This window comes from Nocardioides sp. WS12, assembly GCF_014108865.1.
Lineage (GTDB): Bacteria > Actinomycetota > Actinomycetes > Propionibacteriales > Nocardioidaceae > Nocardioides.
In genome coordinates this window covers 211551-237728 of record NZ_CP053928.1, presented here as the reverse complement: position 1 = coordinate 237728, position 26178 = coordinate 211551, and the positions used below count along the sequence as shown (strand labels likewise).

Sequence of the window (26178 nt, the reverse complement as noted above, 5' to 3'; positions counted from 1 at the left end):
CGCTCGCCGTACCCACCCGAACGAAAGCAGGAAACCGATGTCCGAGAATCCCGTCGTCACCTGGACCACCGATTCGCCTGGCGTCACGGTCGTCACCATGGACCGGCCGCCCGCCAATGCGCTGGGCATTCCGATCCTGGACGGCATGCATGCTGCGATCGACGCCGCCGAGAAGTCCGGCGACGTGAAGGTCATGGTGCTCACGTCCGCCCGGGACGGCTTCTTCGCTGCGGGCGCGGACATCAAGCACATGGCGACCATCGACGCCGACTCCTTCCTGGCGTACGGCGACAAGATGCGCGCCGTGAACGACCGGCTCGCCGCGTCGCCCTGGCTCTCGATCGCAGCAATCGACGGCCTGGCCCTCGGTGGTGGCCTCGAGCTCGCCATGGCCGCCACGTTGCGGGTCGCCGGACCGCGCGCGAAGCTCGGCCTCCCCGAGGTCAAGCTCGGCCTGATACCCGGCGCAGGCGGCACGCAGCGGCTGACGCAGCTGGTCGGCCGGGGTCGCTCGCTCGACATCATGCTCACCGCCCGCCAGGTCGGTGCCGAGGAAGCCCTCCGGATCGGACTGGTCGACCGGCTCACCGACGGCGACGTCGTGGCGGCGGCGCTGGAACTGGCCGGCGACCTGGTGACCTCCTCGCTCCCGGCCCAGCTGGCCGTCGTACGCACGGTGGATGCCGCCTTCGAGATGCCGCTCGCCGAGGGCATCGCCTACGAGCGCCTGCAGGAGCAGGGCCTCTTCGAAGACGGCGAGGCCGCCGAGGGCATCGCGGCCTTCATCGCGAAGCGCGCTCCGAACTTCGCATGATCCCTTCCGGTGCCTGACACGCTGAAGGCGGTCGACCGCAGGACTCTCGTGGTCTGCATGGCGGCCGTCTGGCTGTTGTGGGGGAGCGTCTACCTCGCGATCCGGTTGGTCGTCGACGAGGTGGATCCCTTCCAGGCGATGGCCCAGCGCTATGTCGTCGCAGGTCTCCTGCTGGCCGGCATCGCGGTCGCCCTCCGCGGCTGGCGGGTGCTCCGGGTGACCAGGGCCGAACTGGGCGGACTGCTGGCCACGGGCGTCCTGTTGCTCGGGCTGGGCAACGGGTTCCAGGCGCTGGCCCAGGTGGAGGGCCTGCCCTCCGGTGTCGCCGCCCTCATCGTGGCGACCGTCCCGGCGTGGGCCGTGCTGATCAGGCTGCTCACCGGCGACCGCCCACCCGTGCTGACCCTCTGCGGGGTGGCGATCGGCTTCGCCGGGCTCGCCGCCCTTGTTGGCCTGGGACAGCACACGGGTGAGGCACTGCCGCTGCTCGGCGCCGCGTTCTGCCTCGGTGCCAGCATCAGCTGGACGGTCGGGTCCTTCCTCCAGGGTCGACTCCGGCTGCCCCGCGACGTCGTCACGGTGGCGGCGTACCAACAGCTCGTGGCCGCTGGTACGTCGACGACCCTGGCTCTGGTGACCCGCGAGCACTTCAGCACCAACTACTCCGCCCGCGGCTGGATGGCAATGGCCTGGCTCGTGCTGGCCTGTTCCGTTGCTGCCTATCTCGCGTTCGCGTGGTTGCTGTCGAACGTGTCGCTCTCCCTGACGGCCACCCACGCCTACGTGAACCCGGTCGTCGCCGTGCTCCTCGGCTGGGTGGTCCTGTCCGAGCAGGTGGGCCCGGGAGTTCTCGTCGGTGGCGGCGCCGTGGTCGGCGCGGTGGTCCTCATCATCAGCTCCGAGCGGCGCGCCGCGGCCAACGCGCGGGTCCCCGAGACGGTCGCTCCGGGCTGAACGGACCTCGACCTACCTCTTAGGGGATAGAAGAACCCCTCCTTATAGGGTCGAACCTATTTAATTGTCAGACCATACTTGGTGACGTGAGACACACCGAGTGTCGGTGTTCCGTTGACCCGAGGGGATCTATCGCATGAAGCGACGACTGCTGGCGGCTGCAACTGCCGTCACGTTGGCAACGACCATGGCGGCCTGTGGCTCGGCCAGTGACAGCTCCGGGGGGAACAGCGAAGACGGCCCGATCAAGGTCGCGCTCATCCCGCCCACGAGCGGAGCCTTGGCACAGTTCGGCACCGACGCCGTCAAGGGCTGGAAGACCGCAGTCCGCCTGCTCAACGAAGCGGGCGGGATCGATGGCCGCGAGATCGAGCTCATCGTGAAGTCGACCGACGCCGACCCCGCCACGACGGTGCGCGTCGCGAAGGAGGCGGTGACTCAGGACGGTGCCCAGTTCATCGGTGCCGTGATGACCTCCCCCGAGCACGGCGCGCTGAACGCCCAGCTCGAGGGACTGGGCGCGATGTCGTTCAACGCCATGGGCAAGGACGACGCACTGATCGGCGAGCAGTGCTCGCCGTACGCCGTGCACGTCGTGCAGACGACCAGCATGGACGTCAACGCACTGGCCGCCTCGCTGACCGAGCTGCCGGGTGAGAAGTGGGCCATCCAGGCCGTTGACTACGCGACCGGTCACAGTGCCGCGAAGACCTTCAAGGCTGCGGCCAAGGCGGCAGGCAAGGAGGTCGTGCTCGAGCAGTTTGCCCCGCTCAACACGACGGACTTCGGCTCCTACATCACCAAGTTGAAGGGCAGCGGTGCCGACGCGGTGTTCGCCGTCGAGTTCGGCGCCGACGGCGTTGCGTTCGTCCAGCAGGCCGAGCAGTTCAACCTCGACGCCCAGCTCAAGACCGTCCTCGGCCTCAACATGGTGTCCGAGCCCCTCTTCAAGACCCTGGGTGACGGGATCGTCGGCTACTACAACAACGTCGGGTACGACGCCGCCGGTGACAACGAGCTCAACAGCGAGTTCGTCGAGGCCTACACCAAGGACCATGGCTCGGCGCCGTACTACGTGCCGGCCGACAACTACACAGCGGCGCAGATCCTCTTCGCGGCGATCGAGAAGGCGGGCAGTTCGGACCCCGCCGAGGTCGCCGAGGCGATCGACGACCTCGAGGTCGACACCGTCGTCGGCAACGTCACCGTCCGCGGCGACGACCACCAGGTCCTGCGGGACTCCTACCTCGGTGAGGTCGTGAAGGGTGACGGCGGCCTGGCCTTCGACATCCTCACCAACACCTCCGCCGACGTGACCACCCCGGAGCCGAGCTCCGCCTGCAAGTTCTGATGCGCGCGGACGCTGGTGTGCGGAATCCCGTGCACCAGCGTCCGGCCTTCATGAAGGGACGAACGTGAACGCAGCACAACTGCTCAACGGCGTGGCCCTCGGGTCGCTGCTGATGGTGCTGAGCTCGGGGCTGGCCATGATCTACGGGCTCCGCGGCGTGGCCAACTTCGCGCATGGAGCGCTGTATATGGCCGGCGCCTACATTGCCTACTCGGTCGCTGACGTGGCCGGCTTCTGGGTGGCTCTCCTCGTCGTCCCGCTCGCGTTGGCCGTGGTGGGCGTGGTCCTGGAGCTGGTGTTCTTCCGTCCGCTGCAGCACCGCTCCCACATCGAGCTCGGCCTGATCACCTTCGGCCTGGCCCTGATGGCCGAACGGGTCGTGGTCCTCATCTGGGGCGAGCGCACCCTGCGGGTCAACCCCCCGGAGTTCCTGGAGGGGACGACCACCTTCGTCGGGGTCGAGTACCCCAGCTATCGCCTGGCGATCATCGTGATCGCAGTGATCCTGGCCGTTGCACTGATCGTGTGGCTGCGCAGCACGGCGATCGGCCTGCACATCCGGGCGGCGAGCCAGGACATCGAGACTGCCGCGATCATGGGCATCAACGTCGACCGGGTGAGCCTTGTCGTGGTCGCGGTCGGCGCCGGGCTGGCCGGGCTCGCCGGTGCGCTCGCGGCGCCGTACATCGCACTCGACCCGGGGATGGGCAACGCCTTCCTCATCACTGTTCTGATCGTGGTCGTGGTGGGCGGGATCGGGAGCATCGCCGGCGCGATGATCGCGGGAATGGGCCTGGGCATCATCCAGAGCATCACCACCGTCTGGTCGCCAAGTCTTGCCGTGATCGTGCCGTTCCTCGCCCTGACGATCGTCCTGCTGTGGCGGCCCACCGGGCTCGCCGGAAAGAGGGTGTCATGACGACGACCGCACCCACCGATGACGTCACCGCGACGATGATGGCCGCCCCAGCTGTCGGTCGCGGGCGTCTCAAGGGCACCTTGATCGGGCTCGCCGTTGCGGTGGCCGTCCTGCTCGCCGGCCTGGCGGTGCCCTACGTGGTGACCGACACCTATCGGATGAGCCTCCTGCTCGACGGAGCGATCCTGAGCCTGTTGGCGATCGGCATCGGATTCCTGGCCCGGCACCTCGGCATCATCAGCCTCGGGCACGGCGCCTTCTTCGGTGCGGCGGCCTACGGCGTCGGAATCGCCACCACCAACTGGGGGTGGTCGCCCACGGCAGCCGTCGGGTTCGGTGTCCTCGTCGGAACCGGGATCGCCCTCGTCATGGGCCTGCTGGTGGTTCGCGCCTCTGGTTTCGGATTCCTGATGCTCACGCTCGCCTTGTCACAAGCGCTCTACTCGCTCAGCGTCCAGACCTCCGCTCGCCCGTTGACGGGCGCGCACGACGGAAAGCTCCTGAGCTACGACCGGGACATGACCTTCCTCGGGCTGGGCCAGGCGGACGTCATGAACCCGGGCCTGTTCTGGCCGATGGCCTGGATTGCTCTGACTGTCTGCGCCACCGTCCTCTGGTTGGTGGGGCGTTCGCGCTTCGGCACGACCCTCGAGGGCATCCGGGAGAACGAGGAGCGCATGCGTTTCTCCGGCTTCGGGACCTTCATGCCCCGGCTCGCGGCCTTCGTGCTGTCGGGCGCTGTCGCTTCCGTCGGGGGCGCGCTGTTCGCCATCAACGCCGGCTACATCTCGCCCGACATCCTCGGCTTCACCAAGGCAGGGGATTCCTTGATCGCAGCACTCATCGGTGGCTTCGGCATGCTGGCTGGCCCCGTCGTCGGGACGTTCCTGTTCGTCTACGCGCAGGCCAACTTCAACTTCGGCGGCAACCTCCACCTGTTCACCGGCATCGCCCTGATCCTGGTGCTGGTCTTCATGCCCGGCGGGATCACCGGCACGCTGCAGAAGCTCTACCACCGACTCAGGAAGGGACGTCGATGAATCACCCCACGAAGTTCTGCGCTTCCCCCGCTTCGCCCCTCCATCACACAACTCCGCGGGGACCCCGATGACGATCTTCGAAGGCCGCGGCCTGACCGTGAGGTACGGCGCACACGTGGCGCTGGACAACGTCGACATCGCCCTGGAGCCCGGGGTGGTGCACGGTGTGATCGGCCCCAACGGCGCGGGCAAGTCGACCTTCATCGACGCGCTCTCGGGGCGCAAGCGGCCCTCCGCCGGGACGGTGACCTTTGAGGGCGCCGACATCACCCGCCGCTCGGTCCGATGGCGGCGTGGCAAGGGACTGTCGCGCTCCTTCCAGCGCACGAGTGTCTTCGCGTCGATGACCGTCGGCGACCAGCTCGAGATGGTCGCTCGCCGCAACGACGAGCAGGACCTGGACGAGATCGTTGCCACGTTGGGTCTCGACGAGATCCGCCATCAGGTGTGCTCGGAGATCGCCTACGGGACGCAACGTTCGGTGGACCTCGCGATTGCCCTGATCGGCCGGCCCAAGGTCGTCCTTCTCGACGAGCCGTGTGCCGGCCTCGTCCAGGACGAGTCCGTGCGGATGCTCCAGCACGTACGGGACGTCTGCAAGGACCGCAACGTCGCCGCCTTGCTGGTCGAGCACGACGTCGAGGGGGTCTTTCGCACCTGTGACGTCATCACCGTGCTGGACCTCGGCAAGGTGCTCGCGACCGGCACGCCCGAGGCGGTCCGTGCCGACAAGAACGTGATCCGTGCCTACCTCGGGAGCGCAGCATGACGACGCCGATCCTTGAGTTCCGCGGCGTGACCGCCGGCTACGCCGGGTCGATCATCCTGCAGGACCTCTCCTTCGCCATTGCCCCGGGAGAGACCGTGGGCCTGGTCGGTCGCAACGGCGCCGGCAAGACCACCACCCTGATGTCGGTGTACGGCGTTCCGACGGTCACGGGGGAGATCCTCGTCGACGGTGAGGCGGTCGGTCGCAAGGCCCACGTCCCTACCGCCCGTGGGGTTTCCCTTGTGCCGCAGGGGAAGCGGATCTTTGGGAACCTCACCGTGGAGGAGAACATCCTGCTGGGCCAGGCATCGGGCCGCCCCACCACGTGGACGCTCCCCGACCTCTACGAGCTGTTCCCGAACCTGGCGCGCGGCAAGAAGCGACCGGGCACGTCGCTGTCCGGCGGTGAGCAGCAGATGCTCGCCATCGCCCGCGCGCTGATGGCCGGTCCGTCGTTGCTGATGCTCGACGAGCCGACCGAAGGATTGGCTCCGGTGATCATCGACGCCATCGTCGAGGCGTTGAAGGAGATCCGGTCCCGCGGCACCGCTCTCCTCCTGGTGGAGCAGCACATCGGGATGATCCAGAAGGTGGCCGACCGCTACATCGCGCTGCGCAAGGGTCGGCTCGCGGGCGAAGGCCCGGTGTCCCAGCTCAGTGACCGCGCTGTGCAGGAACTGATCGCGCTCTGAGTGCGGAGGACCCGATGGAATTGTCTCCATCCGGGCTCCCCAAAGTATGGCCTGACCATTAGGCCATGACCTACGCTGGACCCTGGAGGTGATGGGATGTCTGCGACCGTCGCGGAACGATCGTTCACTGGTCCCCTGGCGGGGCTGAAGGTGATCGAGATCGGGAGCATCGGCCCCGGTCCGTACTGCGCGATGCTGCTCGCCGATCTCGGCGCCGACGTGATCCGAATTGACCGCACCAGCGGCGCCGCGCTCGTCGGACCCAACGCCGACTTCCGCACCGAGGTGATGCACCGCGGCCGACAGTCGGTGGCCGTCGACCTCAAGAATCCGCGCGGCCGGGAGGTGGTCCTGGACCTGGTCGCCGGCGCTGACGTACTCATCGAGGGCTTCCGGCCCGGCGTCACCGAACGACTCGGCATCGGTCCCGAGGCGTGCGCGGCCATCAACCCGCGCCTGGTCTACGGACGAATGACGGGCTACGGGCAGGACGGGCCGATGGCCCAGGCCGTTGGCCACGACATCAACTACATCGCCCAGAGCGGAGTGCTCGCGCTCCTCGGCCGCAACGGCCAGGCGCCCACTCCGCCGCTGAGCCTCGCCGGCGACTTCGGTGGCGGGGGAGCGGTCCTCGCCCTCGGCATCGTGGCCGCCGTTTGGGAGGCCCAGCGCTCGGGTCTCGGGCAGGTCATCGATGCCGCGATGGTCGACGGATCGGCGCTGCTCGCCGCTGCCTTCCACGGCTTCGTCAGTGCGGGCACGTGGGACACCGAGCGCGGCACCAACATCGTCGACTCCGGCGCTCCTTTCTACGACGCCTACGAGACGGCCGATGCCCGATGGCTGGCGGTCGGCGCACTCGAGGCGCACTTCTACGCCGACCTGCTGGAGATCCTCGAGCTCGACCCCGCCGCGCTGCCCGACCAGGACGACCGGTCGCAGTGGCCCGGAATGAAGAAGACCTTCGCCGATGTCGTCCGGACCCGGACCCGCGACGAATGGATCGAGCGCGCGGCAGGTCGCGGCTGCATCTCGGCGGTCCTCGACGTCGAGGAGTCCTGGACCGATCCCCACAACGTCGCGCGCGGCACCTTCGTCGACGTCGCCGGCGTCACCCAGCCTTCGCCGCAGCCCCGGTTCAGCCGGACGCCGGCGTACGTCGACAGCGCACCTCCTGCGCCCGGCGAGAACACCCGCGACGCCCTGGATGGATGGGGCATCCCGACTCAGAAGATCGACGAGTGGGAGGCGGCCGGAGCCATCGCGCAGACGACGCCCACCCCTCGGGAACCAACCCAGGAAGGCAGTGCTGCCCGATGAAGAGCCTTGATCGCACCTACGAGACGCTCACGCTCGAGGAGGCGACGCCCGGCGTCGTGGTCCTCACCTTGAACCGTCCCGACCGCTACAACGCGATGACGAACCAGATGTTCGTCGAGCTCGAGCGGGCCGCGCTCGACCTCGATCAGGAGGACGACCTCCGTGCTGTGGTCCTGACCGGCGCCGGGATGGCGTTCTGCGGCGGCTACGACCTCGCCGATGCCGATGGCCTCGCCGACCTCGGTGCCATCCAGATGCTCAACCAGCAGGAGCGCGCTGCGCGTTCCCTGGTCTCGGTCCGCTCGATCCGGGTCCCGGTCATCGCTGCGGTGAACGGCCCCGCGGCCGGTGGCGGCCTCGCTCTCGCCCTCCAGGCCGACATCCGCCTCGGCTCGCCCGAGGCCAAGTTCAATGCTGCCTTCGTCAAGATCGGCCTGACGGCCGGCGACCTCGGCACCTCCTGGTTGTTGACGCGCCTGGTCGGCCCCGCGGTGACCAGTGACATCTGCTTCACCGGCCGGATGGTCTACGCCGAGGAAGCCGCCCGGATCGGGCTGGTCAACTCCGTCAGTGAGCCCGGCAAGCTGATGGAGGACGCGCTGGAACTGGCTGGCCAGATGGTCGCCAACAGCCCCGGCGGCGTCCAGCTGTCGAAGAAGGCACTCCAGGCCAACATGGAGATCGGCTCCTACGCAGCCGCTCTGGAGCTGGAGAACCGCGGGCAGGCACTGCTCACCCGCAGCACCGACATGCCTGAGGCCCTCGCGGCCTTCAAGGAAAAGCGCAAGCCCGTCTTCAAGGGGGAGTGACCAGCCATGACCGTGACCGACGAGAGGCCTGCTGTGCAGATCGACTTCCCTGACCTCCAGGAACTGACCTTCGAGGTGCTGCCCGGCGACATCGGCGTGCTGCGCATCAACCGCCCCGACCGGATGAACAGCCAGACCATCCGCATGTTCCACGAGCACGGCGAGGCGGCCTTCGTGCTGCGCGATGCTCCGCTGCGCGCGCTCATCATCACGGGAACGGGAACCCGGGCGTTCTGCGCCGGCTTCGACCTCGACGAGGTCGGCCAGATCGCTGAGATGGGAGTCCGCGAGTTCCTGAAGTTCCAGGAGGCCGCGACCGGTGGCATCCAGGGCCTGCACTTCCTGCCGTTCCCCGTCATCGCCGCCATCCACGGGCCCGCCACGGGTGGCGGTCTGGCGCTGGCGCTGGCCGCCGACATCCGGCTCTGTGACCCGGCAGCCAAGTTCAGCGCCGCCTTCGTGAAGGTCGGCCTGTCGTGCGGTGAGCTCGGGACGTCGTACCACCTGACCCGGCTGGTGGGTCCCGCCATGGCCGCCGAGATCGGCTTCACCGCGCGGATCGTCGGCGCCGAGGAGGCCGAGCGGATCGGACTGGTCAACCGCGTCGTGCCGACCGACGAGCTCTTCGACGCTGCGGTCGCGATGGCGCAACAGATCGCGGAGAACTCTCCGGCGGGTGTGCGGATGTCGAAGCGGGCCATTCAGCGCAACATGGAGATCTCTTCCTATGCCGCCGCCCTCGAGCTGGAGAACCGCGGCCAGGCGCTGATGACGCGCACGGCCGACATGCCCGAGGCGCTGGCTGCGTTCAAGGAGAAGCGGGCCCCTCGCTTCACCGGCGAGTGAGCCTTCGATGAGTGACTGGAACTGGTCTGCGGAGCAACAGGAAGACCTGGCCGTCTTCCTCGAGAAACGCGGCCTGACATCAGGGCCGGTGACGACGAAGCCCATTGGCGACGGGCACTCCAACCTCACCTACCTGGTCTCTGACGCCAGGGGCAGTCAGGTCGTGCTGCGGCGCCCGCCACCGCCGCCGACGCCGCCGGGCGGGCACGACATGTTGCGGGAGGCCCGGATCATCGGCGCCCTGGCCGACACGCCCGTGCCGGTGGCAGAGCTCCACGCCACGTCCGTGGCGGGCGAACTGCTGGATGTGGACTTCTACGTCATGGGCTTCTCGGCCGGCCCCGTGATCACCACGACCAGTCCGGCGCCGCTCGACGACCCCGCCGTACGTCGCCGCCTCGGGGAGTCCCTGGTGGACACGCTGGCCGACCTCCACGCCGTCGACTGGCAGGCCGTCGGCCTCGGTGGCCTGGGACGGCCGGAGGGCTTCAACGCCCGCCACCTCTCGCGGATGGCCCGTCTGGTGGCCGATGCGGACGGAAACCCGCCCGCGCACTTCGCCGCTGCCGAGGCCTGGTTGCGCGAACGCGTTCCCGCTGAGTCGGGCGCCACGATCGTCCACAACGACTTCCGTATCGGCAACGTGGTCTGCTCCGCCGAGTCGCCGGGGACGATCGCAGCAGTCCTGGACTGGGAGCTGGCCACCCTCGGTGACCCGCTCTTCGACCTGGGGTACTTCCTGGCCTCGGTGCCGGTCGGCGCTCCGGTCAATCCGACGCAGGAACTGAGCACCGCCCTGCTCGAGGACGGCTACCCCACGCGGGACGAGCTGGCCGCGCGCTACGCCGAGCGCACGGGCGCCGACCTGTCCGCCCTGAACTGGTACACCGCGGCGGCGCTCTGGAAGCTGGCGGTGCTCTACGAGTACGGCCGAAGGCGTGCCGTCCGTGGCGTCGGCGACCCGTACTACGCCGACCAGGCTCTCGTGCAGGCGTTCCTGGTTGATGCGCACCGCACAGCGGGCCTGCCCCCGCCTCCCGAACCCGAGCAAGAGGAATCCCCATGAGCACGCGCTTCCACGAGACGTTCCACGACCGGATCATCCGGGCCGAAGAGGCCGCGGGGCTGCCTGATCGGTTCTTCGACCGGTTCGTCTTCAACGTCCACCCGACCGATGCGACCGCACCGTCGGTGCTCTTCGGACTGGGTCTGCACCCTGTCCGGGACACGGTCGACGGCTTCGCGATCCTGTCGACACCGACCGAACAGCGCAACGCGCGCTACTCAACGGAGCTGTCGGCCACGGCCGTCGGAACGTGTGGCCCCTTCAGCTTCGAGGTCGTGGAACCCAACAAGACGTGGCGCGCCACGTTGGGCGAGAACCCGACCGGGATGACCTTCGACCTCACGTGGGAAGCCCGTACGCCCGCGTGGTGGGGTGACATCGACGTGACGAACTCGTCCGGCGAGACCACGTCGTTCTCGCACCTCTTCCAGTCGGGGTGGGCAACCGGCACGTTGACCATTGACGGCGTCGAACAGCAGGTCGAGCGCTGGTACAGCCAGCGCGACCGGTCCCGCGGCGTACGCACGATGGCCGGTGGCCAGGGCCTGCACATCTGGTACCAGGCGCAGTTCGAGGACCGCTCCGTCGGCTTCCTCCTGGTCGAGTCGCGCACCGGTGGCCGGATCCTGCTCGAAGGTGCGGTCATGCACACCGACGGCACCCTTGACGAGATCGTCGACGTCCGCCACGACCTCGTGTTCGACGACGAGCTCGACCTGAAGTCGGGAAGGGTGCAGGTCACCACTGCCTCCGGTGCGGTCTACCCGATCGACACCGACGCCTCTGCTGGTGGCGGTTACATGGCCGGAGGTGGGTACGGCGGCCACCACGGCAAGGCGCTCGGCCGCGACCACGTGGAGGGCGAGGTCTACCCGCTCGACGGCTCGGTCACCCAGCGGACCCTGGACTCCTCGCTGACGGACCGGCTCTGCTCGTTCGACTGGGCGGGCAGCCCCGGCTCCGGCATCTTCGAGTTCGCACTGACCCGCTCGTCGTCGTACAGCTATCAGGCGACGCTGGTCTGAACCGGGTCGTCGGTCGGACCGGGTTGACTGACCGACATGGACCTCGAACTCAACGGCTCAGGCGCGCTCGTCACCGGCGGCAACCGCGGAATCGGCCGGGCGGTGGCGGTCGCTCTGATCCGCGAAGGCGCCTCCGTCGTCATTCTCGGCCGCGACGAGGAGACGCTGGCTGCCACGGCTGCCGAGATCGGCGCGGCCGGATTCGTGGCTGCGGACACGACGGACGACGGCGCCGTGCGCCAGGCTGTGGCGGAGGCCGCTGACCTCCTCGGACGTCTTGACGTCGTGGTCAACTGCGCTGCGCCACGCGCCCTGCCCGACCAGGTCCCCGGGCTCGCCGGCCTGGTCGACGAGGACCTCTTGCGCCACGTGGACACCAAGGTCCTCGGCTACGCGCGGGTGGCGCGCGCCGCAGCGCCGTACCTCCGCCGCGCCGGCGGCGCGATCGTGAACGTCAGTGGCATGAATGCCCGGTCGACCGGGTCGATCGCGGGCTCGGTCCGCAATATCTCCGTCGTTGCGTTGACCAAGAACCTCGCCGATGACCTTGGGTCCGACGGCATCGCAGTGACCTGCGTCCATCCGGGGTTGACGCTGGCCGATCCGCACCAGGGCGACGCGGGCCTCGTCGATGTCGCGGCGCGCAATGCCCTGGGGCGGCCGATCACTGCTGCCGAGGTGGCCGACCTGATCGTCTTCCTCGCGTCGCCGCGGGGGCGGCCCGCCAATGGCGCCGTGATCACGGCCGACGGTGGTCGGCCTGGAGGCATCTGGGCCTGAATCCCATTTTGGTTGGACAATTTCGTGCATTGGGGGTTGATAACTGTCAAACGTCAGTCTAGGTTCATGTGCACCGGTCAGTGGTGTACGTCACTTTGCATCGGTGAATGGTCAGACCAGACGACGTTGATGGAGGAAGCCGATGAGTTCCACGGATTTCGCGGGTGAGTTCGCCGGCCAGGGTGTTGTCATCGCCGGCGGAACCTCGGGCGTCGGCCTTGCGACCGCCATCGAGTACGTCCGGGCGGGCTGCACGGAACTGGTCGTCATCGGCCGCAACGAACAGCGTGGCAAGCGCGCCGTCGAGGCCGTGCTCGAGCACGCACCCGCCGCCCACGTCGAGTTCATCTCCGCTGACCTCAACGACCCCGAGTCGGCGCTCGAAGCGGCCGAGACGGCGCACCGCCTGCTCGGCCGGATCGATGTCCTCGTCTGCTCGACCGTGGCGCCGTACCAACCGACGCTGCTGCACGACATCGCCATCGAGCAGCTGCGCGAGATCCTCGTCCAGCAGGCACTGGGCCCGCTGCTGATGAACCGGGCGGTGCTGCCCTACCTGCGCAGCCAGGGCTCCGGCGCGATCGTCAACATCGCCAGCGACGCGGCGAAGGTGCCGACGCCCGGCGAGACCGGAATCGGTGCCGCGATGGCCGCGATCGTCACCTTCTCCCAGACCCTCGCCGTCGAAGCGAAGCGCGACGGCATCCGCGTGAACGTCCTGACGCCCTCGCTGATCACGGACACCGCGTCCTTCGACCGGGCGATGTCCCAGGAGTTCAGCAAGAAGATCTTCGACAAGATCTCCCGCCAGGCTGCGCTCGGCATGACCGAGCCCAGCGACCTGGCGCACGCGGCGCTGTTCCTCACGTCGCCGCGCTCGCGCCGGATCACCGGACAGGTGGTCAGCGTGAACGGGGGGATCTCCGTTGTCTGAGCCGACCCTGGTCCGCAAGCGGATCCGCAGCGCCGAGGACGTCGCCGAGATCGAGGCGACGTACGACGCCAGCGACCTGCTGCCCGCGCAGACGATCCTCGGTTGCCTGCAGTACGTCGCCGCGCAGCACCCGGACAAGCCGGCGATCATCCAGATCGAGGCGCCGGACTTCCTCACGCCGAACCGGACGGTGACCTATCGCCAGCTCGTCGCGGACGTCGAAGCGACAGCCGGGCTGTTCCGCCGCATCGCCGGAAACGTCGACTCGGTCGTCGGGCTGATGCTGCCGATGGTGCCCGAGGGCCTCAGTGCGCTGTGGGGCGCGCAAACGGCCGGTGTCGGCGTACCACTCAATCCGTTCCTGGACCTCGCGCCCGTTGCGGCGATCCTCCACGAGACCCGGGCGACCGTGCTCGTCACGACGCGTGGCCTGCTCGAGGCCAAGGGCGGCATCGCCACTCTCCGGGCGGAGGTGCCCTCGCTCGTCGAAGTCCTGTACGTCGACGACGCCGATCCCGCGCTGGACCTCAGGAGTCGGGCCGCCGATCACGGCGGCCACCTCGACGCCGAGGCAGATCAGGACCCGCGACGTGACGCCCTGATGCAGCCGACGGGCGGCACGACCGGAACGCCGAAGCTGGTGCGGATGAGCCAGGCCGGACAGCTCCAGGTCGCGTGGAATGTCGCTTCCCTGATGGGGAACGAGCCCGATGGCGTCACCGCGCATGGGATGCCGAACTTCCATTGTGGCGGCACCATCTCCCTGGGCTTGCGCACCGTCATCTTCGGCGGCACCCTGCTGACCCTCACCGAGGTCGGCTTCCGTTCCCGCGAAGCGGTGGCGTCCTTCTGGGACATCGCCCGCCACTACCGGGTCACCTCGTTGCTGGCCACGCCGACGACGGCGCTCGCCCTGTTGCACGGTGACGGCGGCGCCGATGGGTGCGTCGTCCGAGACTTCCACTGCGGTGGTAGCGCGGTACCGATGGAACTGGTGCGCGCCTTCCACGATCGCTTCGGGATCTGGCTGCGCGAGAACTGGGGCATGACCGAGATGCACGGTACGACGACCGGCCACTTCAACGACGGAACCCAACCCCGGGTGGGATCGGTCGGTCGACCGTTGCCATTCGTCAGGGTCAAGGCCGTTGAACTCGACGCAGACGGTCACTGGCTCCGGGACTGTGCGCCGGGTGAACGCGGCGTACTCCTGACCGCGACCCCGACCGTGATGTCCGGCTATGCCAACGCCGAACTGGACCGCGACTACTTCCCGAGCGGAGTGCCCGGCGAGATGCCGGAGGACTGGCGGTGGGGCAACACCGGGGACCTTGGCAGCGTCGACGAGAGCGGCTACATCTGGGTGTTCGGCCGCGCCAAGGACCTGATCATCCGGGGCGGACACAACATCGACCCACGCGCCATCGAGGACGTCCTCGCCGAGCATCCGGACGTCCACCTCGTGGCCGCCATCGGCCGCCCGGACCTGGCCAAGGGCGAGTTGCCGATCGCCTACGTCGAGGCCCGTGCCGGGGCGACCCTCGATCCCGCGGAACTGCTCGAGTTCTGCCGGACCCACGTGCACGAGCGCGCCGCCGTACCTGTCGAGGTCGTCGTCATCGACGAGATCCCCCTGACCCCGGTCGGCAAGGTGTCCAAGCCAGTCCTGCGGGCCCACGCGGTGACCCGGGCTGCCGGGGACCTCGCCCGTTCCTTCGACCCGAGCGCCGAGGTCAGCCTCGACCAGTCCGGGTCCCGCCTCGTCGTCGACGTCGTCCTGCACGACGCCGCGGTCGAGGACGACCTGCGTCGAGCGGTGACAGGCTTCGAGTTCGCCACCCGGATCCGGCTGGCTGAGGTGGCCCGATGAGCGACACCGATGACTTCCGCGCGGCAGTCCGCAAGATGGCTGGAGCGCGGATCAAGCCGATGGCGGCGGAGGTCGACCGGACGGGAGACCTGCCCGAGCACGCGCGGGCGGCGTTCCGTGACATGGGGCTCTCCGGCCTTGCCTTCCCCGAGCACCTCGGCGGCTCCGGAGCCGACCTGCACACCCAGGTCGCGGCGGTCGAGGAGATCGCCCGCGTCTGCGCCAGCTCGGCGAGCGTGTTGCTGACTCCCTGGGCCGCGATGACTCCCGTCGTCCAGTACGCCGATCCGGAACTTGCCGCGAAGGTGGTGCCGGCCGTGGCCCGTGGGGAGGAGCTCGCCAGCTTCTGCCTCACCGAGCCCACCGGCGGGACCGACCTTGCAGCGCTCAGGACCCGCGCGGAGAAGGTCGACGGTGGCTGGCGACTCAATGGCGCGAAGCGCTTCATCTCCAACGCCGCCCATGCCAGCTGGTATGCCGTCCTGGCCCGCACGGGCGAGAAGCACTACGGGGTCTTCCTCGTGGAGGCCAACACCGAGGGCCTGGGCTTCGGCAAGCCCGAGGAGAAGATGGGCATGCACGGGTTCCCGACCGCAGACCTGCACCTCGACGACTGCGTCGTTCCCGACGACCGCGTCGTCGGCGACCCGACCCAGGGCTACCGCTACATGATGGACACCCTGACCTACACGCGCCCATTGATCGCCGCCCATGCACTGGGCATCGCGCAGGGGGCCTTCGAAGAGGCCCTTGCCTACACCTCCCAGCGCGAGCAGTTCGGCAAGAAACTGGCCCGATTCCAGATGGTGCGCGGGATGGTCGCCGAGATGGCGACGTCCATCGAGGCAGGACGTGCCCTGCTACGGCGGGCGTGCGACCTCGCATCGGACAACACCGGCGAGGCGCGTGCCGCGGTGTCGATGGCCAAGCTCTTCTGCTCCGACACCGCCATGTCCGTGACCACCACGGCGGTCCAGTTGCACGGCGGCAACGGCTACATGCGCGACTACCCCGTCGAGCGGATGATGCGCGACGCCAAGGTCACCCAGATCTGGGAGGGCGCGAACGAGCTCCAGAAGATGCTCGTCGCCAAGCACGCCTACTCCGCCCACGAACAGGTGCGCTGACCCGGCGCCGCCGCCGTTTCCTCCCTCGCCACCGCGGACCCGCCCGGGTCCCCGGATGGTTCACCCTGCCCACCCCACTCAGACCCATCTGTGTCCCATCCACTGGAGGCTCCATGTTTGTCCAGGTGCTGAACGGCCTCGCGTTCGGCGTCCTCCTCCTCGTCCTTTCCTCGGGACTGGCGTTGATCTTCGGACTCCGCGGTGTCGTGAACTTCGCTCACGGCGCCATCTACATGCTGGCGGCGTACGTCGCCCTCTCGATCTCTGACCGAACCTCGTTCTGGATCGCCCTCGTCACCGTGCCGATCCTGTTGGCCGTCGCGGGACTGCTGGTTGACCGCTACGGCCTGCGCTTCCTGGTCGGGCGCAGTCCGCTCGACATGGTGCTGCTGACTTTCGGCATCACCTTCGTGGTGGCCGATGTGGTGCAGACGGTGTGGGGGACCGAGGCTCGTACGATCGACCCGCCTGCCGTGCTCGCCGGAACGACCGACCTCGGGCTCGCGACCTACCCGACGTACCGCTTGTTCGTGATCGTGATGGGACTTCTTGTCTGCGCCGGCCTGATGGCCTGGCTCAAGTTCTCCCGCACCGGTCTCTTCGTGCGTGCTTCCGGCGACGACCGGGTGACCGCGGGAGCGATGGGTGTCAACGTCGACCGGGTCAGTGCCACCGTCGTGGCCCTCGGGTTCGGCCTCGCCGGTCTGGCCGGCGTGCTGGCTGGTCCGTACCTGACGCTGTCGCCCGCCATGGGCACCGAGATCCTGATCACCACCTTCATCGTCGTGGTCGTCGGCGGTCTCGGGAGCATCGGCGGGCCCATGATCGCCGCGCTGCTGATCGGCATGGCCAACGCGCTGGCCACGGTGCAGCTGCCCACGCTCGCCGCGTACGTGCCCTATTTGCTGATGCTCGTGGTGCTGCTCCTGCGACCGCAGGGCATCGCCGGAAGGAGGACGGCGCTGTGATCAGCTCCCCGACCGACATCACCGCTGGCGACGTCGCCGAGCCGCTGGCTGTCACTCCGCCGCCGACTCACGGCCCGACCGTCGCCGAGACCTTGCGGCGCGCCAATCGCTCTGCCCGCTGGCAGGTGCTGGGCTGGCTCGTCCTCGCCATCGCCGGCCTGGGGGCGCCGTGGGTGATCAGCCTCTACCAGCTCCAGCTGGCCCAGCAGGCGATGATCATGGGCCTCCTCGCCCTCAGCATCGGCTGGCTGTTGCGCCAGACCGGCCAGCTCAGCTTCGGTCACGCGGCCTTCTACGGCATCGCGGGCTATGGCACTGCCTACGTCGCGCAGCATGCCGACCTCCCTATCGGGCTGACCCTGCTCGCCGGGATCGGCGGCGGAACCCTTGCCGCCCTGGTGGTCGCGCTGGTGACGATCCGGGTCCCCGGCATCGCCTTCGCGATGCTCACCCTCGCCATCGGGATGCTCGCCTGGGTCGCCGGCGGACAACTGCACTCGATCACCCGCGGGGTCGACGGCCTCAACGTCCAGCTCGACGGTGCCCTCCTCGGCAAGGACGTCGTCATGTACGGCAACCCGGTCGAGGCCTGGCCGCTGGTCTGGGGCGTGCTGATGACCGTGATGGCCGCGCTCTGGGTGCTGAGCCGCAGCACGTGGGGTCGGCGCCTCGCCTCGATCCGCGACAACGAGGAGCGGATGCGCTTCTCCGGCTACGCCACCTACTGGCCACGGGTCGTGGCGTTCACTGTCTCGGGTCTCGTCGCCAGCATCGCCGGATCGCTCAACCTGGTGACGACCAGCTTCATCTCGCTCACCGCGCTGTTCTGGTCGACGTCCGGTCTCGCCCTCATCGTGGCGGTGATCGGCGGGGTGCGCAGCGTGCTCGGTCCACCCCTCGGCGCCGTGCTCTTCATCCTGCTCCAGAACTACCTCGCCGGCAGCGGCAACCACTACCAGGCAGTGCTGGGCGCCGTCCTGATCGTCGTGGTCCTGGTGGCACCGGGCGGCTGCGTCGAGATCCTCGAACGAGCCTTCACGGCGGTCACCTCCCGGTTGCGCGTCCGGCGCGACCAACCCGATCCATCCACCGTCCCGCACTCGACTCAAGGAGGCCGTCGTGCTCAAGCTCGATGATCTGACCTTCGCCTACGGCAGCGTCAAGGCCGTCAACCAGGTGTCGCTGGAGGTGGCCGAGGGTTCCATCCACGGACTCATCGGTCCCAACGGTGCCGGCAAGAGCACCTGTATCGACCTGATCTCCGGTCGGCTCCGACCGACCGCGGGGACGGTGCACTTCCAGGGTCGCGACATCACCCGGATGGCGGGACCACGCCGCCGCCACATCGGAATCGCCCGCTCCTTCCAGCGGATCAGCGTCTACCCGGAGCTCACCGTTGCCGATCAACTCGACGTCGCGGCCCACCTGGTGGGGGAGCGTGACGTGGACGCTGTCGTCGCTGCCCTGGCGCTGGGCCCCTGCCTGCCCCACACGCCCGCCGAGATCGGGTACGGCGAACAACGCCGCGTCGACATCGCGCTCGCACTGCTCGGCGCACCGGCCCTGGTGCTCCTCGACGAGCCGGCGGCCGGTCTCTCCCGGGAGGAGAGCATCGCGTTGGCCGATCACCTGGCTGCCCTGGTGCGCGAGCGCGGCATGACCGTCGTCCTCGTCGAGCACCACCTCGAGGTCGTCTACCGCGTGTGCGACCGGCTCACCGTGCTGGCCCAGGGCGCAGTGATCGCGGACGGCGACCCGCAACAGGTTCGTCGTGACCCTGAGGTCATGGCGGCGTACCTGGGAAGGAGTGCGGCATGAGTGACGTGCTGACCTTCGACGGCGTGCGCGCCTACTACGACGACGCGCTCATCCTCGACGGGCTGTCCTTCGCGGTCGCCGAGGGCGAGTCGTTCGCACTGCTCGGTCCCAACGGGGTGGGCAAGACCACCAGCCTCAACTCGATGTTCGGCATCGCGCACCTCAAGGGCGGGACCATTGCCGTCGGCGGCAAGCCGCTCCGTGGCAAGTCCCCGCACGAGGCGGCCTGCCTGGGTGCGGCGCTGGTCCCGCAGGGGCGATGGATCCTGTCCTCGCTCACCGTCGAGGAGAACCTCCAGATCGGGTCCGCCCCGAACCGGAAGGGACCGTGGGACCTCGCCGCGGTGTACCGGATGTTCCCCGATCTCAAGGAGCGCCGCCGCTCGCTCGGCACGCACCTGAGCGGTGGCCAGCAGCAGATGCTGGCCATCGGCCGTGCCCTGATGTCCAACCCGCGTGTGCTGCTCCTCGACGAACCTTCCGAGGGACTCGCGCCGGTGGTCATTGATCTTCTCGGAGACTGCCTCGCCGACCTCAAGATGGCAGGCACGTCGATGTTGCTCATCGAGCAACGCCTGGACCTCGTCACCCGACTCGCTGACCGGTACGCCGTACTGCTCAAGGGCGAGACGGTCGCCGAGGGCCGCATCGAAGACACCTCGAGCGAGACGCTTCGCGATCTCGTCGGGGTCTGACCCACCCCTGGCCCGGCCGTCCGGCCGACCTGATTGGAGAACCTGATGAAGAACACACGAGTCTGCCTCGGTGCTGCACTGACCGGGCTGATGATCAGCACCGCGGCCTGTTCGGGAGGGGCGGCCAGCACGACTGAGCAGGACGCCGACGGCCCGATCCGGATCGCGGTCGTCACCCCCGAGTCGGGGCCGTACGCCGCGTACGGCGCGGAGCAGCGCGAGGGCATCCAGTTCGCCGCGGACGAGGCCAACGCCAACGGCGGCATCGACGGACACAAGATCGAACTGGAGTTCGCCGACGACCTCGGGACCGCAGAAGGAGCGCTCGCGGCAACGCAGAAGCTGGTCCAGGAGAAGAACGCCCGGTTCGTGATTGGCCTGGTCTCCTCTCCTGAGATGGCCGCCGTCACCCCGAAGCTCGAAGCCTGGGACGCCCTGATGATCGGCACCCAGGGGCAGAGCGACGACCTGACCGGCAAGTCGTGCACGTCCCGGTACTTCCGCGTCACGGCCAATGACGCCATCGGGGTCAACACGCTCGCCTACTGGCTGACCGAGGAGGACGAGTCGCAGTGGGACAGCATCGCGGCCGACTACTCCTTCGGCCAGACCAGCACGGCCGGGGTCGAGAAGACCATCAAGGAGGAGGGCAGCAAGCTCAACTCCAAGCTCTTCTCGCCGCTGGGCACCGCGGACTTCGGCAGCTACCTGAGCCAGCTCAGCGGCAAGGGTGGTCTCGTCGTCTCGCTGGCCGGCGGCGACGCGGTCAACTTCCTCAAGCAGGGCCTCCAGTTCGGCGTCCTCCAGAAGTACGACACGGTGCTCGTCAACACCGGTCTCTCGGTGGCCACCCTCAAGGCCCTGGACGACGAGCGCCTGATCGGCGCGCTCGGCACCAACTCCTGGATGCCCACGGCTGACAACGCGGAGACCAAGGCATTCGTCGACGCGTACACCGAGAAGAACGGCCACGGTCCGGCCGAGAACGTCGGTAACGGTTACCTCGGCATGCAGACGCTGTTCGCCGGCATCGAGGAGGCCGGAAGCATCACCCCGGGTGATGTCGCGAAGGCCCTCGAGGGCCTGACCTACACCTCGATCCAGGGGGAGGTCACGATGCGCGCCGAGGACCACCAGATCGAGGCGCCGACCTACGTCGGAACGGTGAAGAAGGGCGACGACGGCAAGCTCGCTTTGGTGGCGACCGCCGCGATCCCCGCTTCGGAGAACAACCCGGAGCCGAACCCGGCCTGCCAGCTCGACTGACCAGGAACCGGAAATGACGAGGGCGGAGGTGACCAGATGAGCATCAGCGATGCACGGGTGTCGCCTCCGCCCGCGCCGGTCGTCGGAGCGGCGCTGCTGCAACCGCTTCGCGTCCCCAAGGCCAGCGACGTCCTGGCTGAGGAACTGGCAGGCAGGATCAGCCGGGGCGACCTTCGCGAGGGCGAGGTCCTCCCGCCGGAACGGGAAATGGTCTTGCAGACCGGCCTGAGTCGCACCTCGGTGCGCGAGGCGCTCCGGGTCCTCGAGATCAGGGGATTTGTGGAGATCCGCTCAGGTCGTGGAGGCGGCGCCTTCGTACGCCGGCCGAGCGGCCACGACATCGCCAGCACGGTGCGCCTGGTGGTGCGTGGTACGCAGGTGTCCCTTGCGGCGCTGCTCCAGACACGCGCAACGATCGAGCCCGCCTGTGCCGGCCTCGCTGCTGTGCGGCGTACCGAAGTCGACCTGCTCGAGATGGACACGAACAACCTCGTGATGGCAGAAGCGCAGGACGTCAACAGGTTCCTGCGGTCCAACGTCGACTGGCACATGGCCGTGGCGCGCGCCGCGGGCAACGAATTGCTGTCGGGCCTGATGGAGGCGCTGGCCGAGTTGATCTATGACTCCACCGGCTACGCCGGCAGCGTCGATGGACACGTTCGGGCGGAGACCTGCCGAGCCCATCAGGCCATCACTGCAGCTATTCGAGCCGGTGACAAGGAGTTGGCCCAGCGGCGGATGACCCGTCATGTCGAGGCCTACGTCAACGTGGTCGCCGACGGAATCTCCGTCGGCGACGGCGTCGTCGGCGGTCTCGACTGGACGGGCCACGCGCACTAGGTGGACCCTCCGACGAACAGGTAGCCCGGGCTGATTCGATGTCCTCTATGTCCGATGCACTTGTGTTGCCGAGCCAGCGGGGTGCGGACTCCCTGCTGCCCCCGCCGAGCGCGCGCTCGCTGCTGCTGACCCTGGCGGGTGAGATGCTGCCCGATCGTCCGGAGGGCGCATGGACGACCGCGCTGCTCAAGGTCCTCGGTGGCCTCGGCGTCGAGGACCACGCGGGACGCCAGGTGCTGGCGCGTTCAGCCGCGTCGGGCTGGCTGGAACGTGAACGGGTCGGGCGGGCCGTCCGATGGCGGCTGGCAGCTCACGGCCGTGAGCTGGTCGCGGAGGGCGTACGACGTTCCGAGACCTACCTCGGGACCGACGACACGTGGGACGGCAGCTGGCTGTTCCTCTGGGTGAGCGTTCCCCAGCAGCAGCGCACCACCCGCAAGCGCCTGTACGGCGGGCTCGACTGGCTCGGGATGGGCAATCCGACCCCCGGCCTCTGGGTCACGCCGCACAACGAACGGGCGCCCGAGCTTCGGCGCCTGGTCACTGACCTCGGCCTCGAGGACACGGCGGTCGCCATCACCGGGCCGACCGTGGGCGTGGGTCTGACCGACGCCCAGTTGGTGGAGCAGTCCTGGGACCTCAGCGAGCTGGCTGCTCAGTACCGCCGCCTCCTCGACCAGGAGAGCGCCGCGAAGGAGCCGACGGATCCGGACGCGATCCTGCTGACCTATCTCGACCTGCTCAACCTCCAGCAGCGGTTCATGCGTCGGGACCCGCAGTTGCCGGCGACCCTGCTGCCCGAGTGGGTCGGTCACGAAGCAGCGGCCCTCCTGGCTGAGCGACGGCACGCCTGGGAGAAGCAGGCGCACGCCCGCTTCTGGGAACTCGTCGACGAGTCGGCCTGAAGCTCAGAGGTTCTGGGCGGACACGGTGGTCACGCAGGCCACCTTGCCGTTCACCCAGCCGGTCACCTCGGTGATCCAGAACGTCCGACCGGCGTGTCGGGTCTCGGCCCGGAAGAGCACCTCCGACCCTGCGGGAATGCCGCGGGTGTGGGCGATGTGGATCGAGCTCGTCGGCAGGTCAACGCCGGCCGCCATACGGCTCAGGACGGCCGTCACCTCGGACGCGCAGAGGGACACCCCGCCGTGCAGCATGTGCCGGGGATTCTCGAGGTCCGGCGTGATGTTGAGCAGGGTCGTATGCCCGTCGACGGGCTGGAGGCCGATGAGTTCCGCCACGTCGGTCGCACCGGTGCGCACGTGGTACGTCGGCGGCTCGAGGTCGAAGGGGTTGTCCGGGATCGCGCGGCCCCGCTGGCGGCACTGCGCGATGCGGACTCCGCCGTCGTCGGCGACCCAGCCTTCGGTGAACGCCGACACCGTGGTCGCGTGGACGACCCGGGCACTCGCCGAGACCGTGCCGCTGTCAGGAAGTGAGCCGATCAGGTCCAGCCAGATCTCGGCACTCACCGACCATGCGCCGTCGACCAGGCCGTGGATGACGGCGTACCCGGTGACGTCGTCGACGAGCACCCCGAGGGCACCGACCGAGGGGCGACCGTCAGGTCCGACGAACGGCCGACCCGTCGGCATCGTTCCGTGGACACCGTCGGGTCCGAGCGAGACGGCCCCGACGCCGAAGGCGGCCTCGGGGCCGACCGGGAGGACGACGAGCGGCGCCGTGGGTGTGCCGCTCATGCGACCGAGACCCCGCCGTTGACGCTGATGGTCTGGCCCGTGATCCGTGCGGCGGCAGGGCCGCCGAGGTAGACCGCCATCGCAGCGAGGTCGTCGGGCTCGGCGACCCCGAGGTGTGCCTGGGTGGCAGCCTTCTCGAACAGCCGCTTGCTGAAGCCGTCGCTGAGGACGTTCGCGGCGGTCGTGGTTCCCGCGATCAGCGAGGGGGTCAGCACATTGACGCGGACGCCGTTGCGTTTGGCCTCGAGTGCGGCCACCTTCGAGAACATCACGATCGCCGCCATCGCGCCGCCGAGCGCGGCCTCGCCGGGCGTCGGCACCTTCGCCGCGTCGGAGGCGATGTTGATGATGCTGCCGCCACCCTGCTCCTGGAGGTACGGCAGGACGATGCGGGTGAGCAGCATGGGCGGCAGCGCCTGGCCGACGAGGATGGCCTCGAGGTCGGCCGGGTCGGTGCGGTGCAGGAGGTCGGGCCGATAGGCCGCCGTCGTTGAACTCACCAGGACGTCGAGGCCGCCTAGGAGTGCGTGCGCTCGGCCGACGGTGTCCTCGACCTGGGCAACCACGCCGGCATCGCACGCCAGGAACTCGACCCGGGCCTCCGGGCAGTGGTCGGCAACCTGCTGGCGAGCGGCTGCTCCCCGCCCGGAATCCCGCCCCAGGAGGGCGATTCGTCGTACGCCGGCATCGGCGAAGGCGCGGGCGGTGGCCAGGCCGACGCCCGATGTGCCGCCCGCAATGAGGACCGCTATGTCGGCGTAGGTTCGGACGAGGGGAGTGGGCATGGGAACCTCCTGTTGATTTCTACAGAAAGGGTAACTGAGTTCCCTTGCGTGTCCAGTGTTCTGTGTCTAGCGTAGGCGTGACACAGGTCACTCGACTCGGCGGGCGACGAACAAGGTGCTGCATTCAGGAGAGACCAATGTTGGAGACTTCCCACTGGCCCGCGGAGCCGGGTGAGGTTCGCGCTGTCACCGTGTGCGACCTGCTGCGGCATGCCGCCGAGACCGTGCCCGAGCGCCTGGCGCTCGTCGACTGCGTGGCCGATCCGGCGGAGCGCCGGACCTGGACGTATGCGCAGTTCGTGGGGGACGTGGAGCGCGTGGCTCGCGCCCTGACCCAGCGCTATGGACCCGGTGAGCGGATCGCGGTCTGGGCGCCGAACAGCGCCGACTGGATCGTCCTCCAACAGGGCGTAGCGATGGCCGGCATGGTCCTCGTCGCCCTCAATCCGGCCTACCGCACCCGGGAGATGGCCTTCGTCCTGAAGCAGTCCGGCGCGCGCGCCGTGTTCTGCGTCGACGACTTCCGTGACTTCGACATGCGCGCGATGGTCGAGAGCATCCGCGGGGACCTTCCCGAGTTGCACGACGTCCACTCGTTCAGCGACTGGGCGGCTTTCCTCGAGAGCGCAGATCCCGCAACGGTGCTGCCGGAGATCGACCCCGAGGACATCATCCAGATCCAGTACACCTCGGGCACCACGGGATTCCCCAAGGGCGCGATGCTGCACCACATGGGCCTGGTCAACGAGGCCACCTTCGTCGCCGACCGGGCCGCTTTCGATGACGGCGACGTCTACGTCAACGCCATGCCGATGTACCACATCGGTGGCGGCGCGGTGACGTCCTTCGGTGCCTGGGCCCGACGCGGAACCTTCGTGCTCCTGCCCGGATTCGACCCCGCCCAGTTGCTCGAGGCCTTCGAGTCGTACGGCGGCACGCACACGCTCGTCGTCCCCACCATGTTGATCGCGCTCCTCGACCACCCGGACTCCGCCACCCGCGACCTCACCTCGGTGAAGACCATCCTCAGCGGCGCGGCGGCCGTGCCCGCTTCCCTCGTTCGTCGTACGACGACGCAACTCGACTGCGGTTTCACGATCTTGTTCGGCCAGACCGAGACGCACGGCGTGATCAGCCAGACCCGCGTCACCGACGCGCCGCAGGACCAGGCCGACACCGTCGGTCAGCCGCTCCCCCAGCTCGAGGTCAAGATCGCAGACGCCGAGACGGGCCTGCCGGTTCCCCTCGGTGCCGAGGGCGAGATCTGCGTGCGGGGCTACCAGAACATGCGCGGCTACTACGAGATGCCCGCGGAGTCCGCGGACACGATCGATGCCGACGGCTGGCTGCACATGGGTGACGTCGGCTCGATGGATGACCGTGGATTCCTCAAGGTGACCGGCCGGGTGCGCGACATGATTCTCCGCGGTGGGATGAACCTCTATCCGGCCGAGATCGAGGCGGTGTTGATCGAGCACCCGGCGATCGAGACGGCCGCTGTGATCGGCGTTCCGGATGAGCGATGGGGAGAGCAGGTCGGGGCCGTGCTGCGCCTCCGCGCCGGCCACGAGCGGCCCACCGTGGCCGAGTTGAGGGCGTTCGTGCGCGAACAGATCGCACCGCACAAGACACCGACGTACTGGACGTTCGTCGACGAGCTGCCGATGACACCCACGGGCAAGATCCAGAAGTTCCTGCTCCGCGACCAGGCCGCGGCCGGCGCCCTCCAGTTCGACGAGGTGCGCCAGCCGGCGTCCTAGACGTGATCGACGAGCTCGCGGAGGTTCATT

General features: G+C 68.7%; 26 protein-coding genes. 24 read left to right on the top strand and 2 right to left on the bottom strand.

The features are described from left to right. The first annotated feature begins 37 nt into the window (after positions 1–37). From HRC28_RS01070 to HRC28_RS00960, 23 genes are all read left to right on the top strand, one after another. Entirely contained in the window at positions 38–814 is a 777-nt protein-coding gene (locus HRC28_RS01070; protein ID WP_182378252.1) for an enoyl-CoA hydratase-related protein, read from the top strand. Positions 815–823: 9 nt separating this feature from the next. Next, positions 824–1768 (top strand): EamA family transporter, encoded by a 945-nt coding sequence (locus HRC28_RS01065; RefSeq protein WP_182378251.1) that lies wholly within the window; start codon positions 824–826, stop codon positions 1766–1768. A 136-nt stretch (positions 1769–1904) separates the two neighbouring features. Beyond that, positions 1905–3119, top strand: coding sequence for an ABC transporter substrate-binding protein (locus HRC28_RS01060; protein ID WP_182378250.1), 1215 nt, complete (start codon positions 1905–1907; stop codon positions 3117–3119). Between the two features lie 64 nt (positions 3120–3183). After that, positions 3184–4038 (top strand): branched-chain amino acid ABC transporter permease, encoded by an 855-nt coding sequence (locus tag HRC28_RS01055; RefSeq protein WP_182378249.1) that lies wholly within the window; start codon positions 3184–3186, stop codon positions 4036–4038. Continuing rightward, positions 4035–5078, top strand: coding sequence for a branched-chain amino acid ABC transporter permease (locus HRC28_RS01050; RefSeq protein WP_182378248.1), 1044 nt, complete (start codon positions 4035–4037; stop codon positions 5076–5078). The genes HRC28_RS01055 and HRC28_RS01050 overlap by 4 nt, the downstream gene beginning before the upstream one ends. 67 nt (positions 5079–5145) lie before the next feature. Beyond that, positions 5146–5847, top strand: coding sequence for an ATP-binding cassette domain-containing protein (locus HRC28_RS01045; RefSeq protein ID WP_182378247.1), 702 nt, complete (start codon positions 5146–5148; stop codon positions 5845–5847). Next, complete coding sequence (locus HRC28_RS01040) at positions 5844–6539, top strand: ABC transporter ATP-binding protein (protein WP_182378246.1); 696 nt, start codon at positions 5844–5846, stop codon at positions 6537–6539. Before HRC28_RS01045 ends, HRC28_RS01040 begins: the two co-directional genes overlap by 4 nt. Before the next feature lie 96 nt (positions 6540–6635). Continuing rightward, positions 6636–7859 (top strand): CaiB/BaiF CoA-transferase family protein, encoded by a 1224-nt coding sequence (locus HRC28_RS01035; RefSeq protein WP_182378245.1) that lies wholly within the window; start codon positions 6636–6638, stop codon positions 7857–7859. Next, the gene (locus HRC28_RS01030) at positions 7856–8668 is read left to right on the top strand and encodes an enoyl-CoA hydratase-related protein (RefSeq protein WP_182378244.1); all 813 of its coding nucleotides are present in this window, start codon (positions 7856–7858) and stop codon (positions 8666–8668) included. The genes HRC28_RS01035 and HRC28_RS01030 overlap by 4 nt, the downstream gene beginning before the upstream one ends. Positions 8669–8674: 6 nt before the next feature. Continuing rightward, complete coding sequence (locus HRC28_RS01025) at positions 8675–9514, top strand: enoyl-CoA hydratase-related protein (protein ID WP_182378243.1); 840 nt, start codon at positions 8675–8677, stop codon at positions 9512–9514. Between the two features lie 7 nt (positions 9515–9521). Next, on the top strand, positions 9522–10580 hold the full coding sequence (locus HRC28_RS01020; RefSeq protein ID WP_182378242.1) for a phosphotransferase family protein: 1059 nt from the start codon (positions 9522–9524) through the stop codon (positions 10578–10580). Beyond that, positions 10577–11605 carry a hypothetical protein gene (locus HRC28_RS01015; protein ID WP_182378241.1) on the top strand — a complete coding sequence of 343 codons (1029 nt, stop codon included), beginning with the start codon at positions 10577–10579 and terminating at the stop codon, positions 11603–11605. The genes HRC28_RS01020 and HRC28_RS01015 overlap by 4 nt, the downstream gene beginning before the upstream one ends. Positions 11606–11641: 36 nt before the next feature. Beyond that, the gene (locus HRC28_RS01010; protein WP_182378240.1) at positions 11642–12385 is read left to right on the top strand and encodes an SDR family oxidoreductase; all 744 of its coding nucleotides are present in this window, start codon (positions 11642–11644) and stop codon (positions 12383–12385) included. A 142-nt stretch (positions 12386–12527) separates the two neighbouring features. Beyond that, a complete protein-coding gene (locus HRC28_RS01005) occupies positions 12528–13319 on the top strand; it encodes an SDR family oxidoreductase (protein ID WP_182378239.1) in 792 nt (263 codons plus the stop codon). Next, positions 13312–15189 (top strand): AMP-binding protein, encoded by a 1878-nt coding sequence (locus HRC28_RS01000; RefSeq protein ID WP_182378238.1) that lies wholly within the window; start codon positions 13312–13314, stop codon positions 15187–15189. The genes HRC28_RS01005 and HRC28_RS01000 overlap by 8 nt, the downstream gene beginning before the upstream one ends. Further along, complete coding sequence (locus HRC28_RS00995; protein WP_182378237.1) at positions 15186–16316, top strand: acyl-CoA dehydrogenase family protein; 1131 nt, start codon at positions 15186–15188, stop codon at positions 16314–16316. Before HRC28_RS01000 ends, HRC28_RS00995 begins: the two co-directional genes overlap by 4 nt. Before the next feature lie 113 nt (positions 16317–16429). After that, entirely contained in the window at positions 16430–17284 is an 855-nt protein-coding gene (locus tag HRC28_RS00990; protein WP_182378236.1) for a branched-chain amino acid ABC transporter permease, read from the top strand. After that, positions 17281–18420 carry a branched-chain amino acid ABC transporter permease gene (locus tag HRC28_RS00985; RefSeq protein WP_182378235.1) on the top strand — a complete coding sequence of 380 codons (1140 nt, stop codon included), beginning with the start codon at positions 17281–17283 and terminating at the stop codon, positions 18418–18420. The genes HRC28_RS00990 and HRC28_RS00985 overlap by 4 nt, the downstream gene beginning before the upstream one ends. Then, positions 18404–19102, top strand: coding sequence for an ATP-binding cassette domain-containing protein (locus HRC28_RS00980; protein WP_182378234.1), 699 nt, complete (start codon positions 18404–18406; stop codon positions 19100–19102). The genes HRC28_RS00985 and HRC28_RS00980 overlap by 17 nt, the downstream gene beginning before the upstream one ends. Then, entirely contained in the window at positions 19099–19797 is a 699-nt protein-coding gene (locus tag HRC28_RS00975; protein ID WP_182378233.1) for an ABC transporter ATP-binding protein, read from the top strand. The genes HRC28_RS00980 and HRC28_RS00975 overlap by 4 nt, the downstream gene beginning before the upstream one ends. 45 nt (positions 19798–19842) lie before the next feature. Then, positions 19843–21063, top strand: a complete 1221-nt coding sequence (locus tag HRC28_RS00970; protein ID WP_182378232.1) for an ABC transporter substrate-binding protein — start codon at positions 19843–19845, stop codon at positions 21061–21063. 36 nt (positions 21064–21099) lie between these two features. Further along, entirely contained in the window at positions 21100–21903 is an 804-nt protein-coding gene (locus tag HRC28_RS00965; protein WP_182378231.1) for a FadR/GntR family transcriptional regulator, read from the top strand. Positions 21904–21950: 47 nt separating this feature from the next. Then, the gene (locus tag HRC28_RS00960; RefSeq protein WP_182378230.1) at positions 21951–22808 is read left to right on the top strand and encodes a PaaX family transcriptional regulator C-terminal domain-containing protein; all 858 of its coding nucleotides are present in this window, start codon (positions 21951–21953) and stop codon (positions 22806–22808) included. Positions 22809–22811: 3 nt separating this feature from the next. Here the strand turns inward: HRC28_RS00960 and HRC28_RS00955 are convergent, their stop codons facing one another. Then, positions 22812–23603 (bottom strand): hotdog domain-containing protein, encoded by a 792-nt coding sequence (locus HRC28_RS00955; protein WP_182378229.1) that lies wholly within the window; start codon positions 23601–23603, stop codon positions 22812–22814. Next, the gene (locus HRC28_RS00950) at positions 23600–24388 is read right to left on the bottom strand and encodes an SDR family oxidoreductase (RefSeq protein ID WP_182378228.1); all 789 of its coding nucleotides are present in this window, start codon (positions 24386–24388) and stop codon (positions 23600–23602) included. The genes HRC28_RS00955 and HRC28_RS00950 overlap by 4 nt, the downstream gene beginning before the upstream one ends. 137 nt (positions 24389–24525) lie before the next feature. Between HRC28_RS00950 and HRC28_RS00945 the strand changes: the two genes are divergently transcribed. Continuing rightward, positions 24526–26148, top strand: a complete 1623-nt coding sequence (locus HRC28_RS00945) for an AMP-binding protein (protein ID WP_182378227.1) — start codon at positions 24526–24528, stop codon at positions 26146–26148. Positions 26149–26178 lie beyond the last annotated feature (30 nt).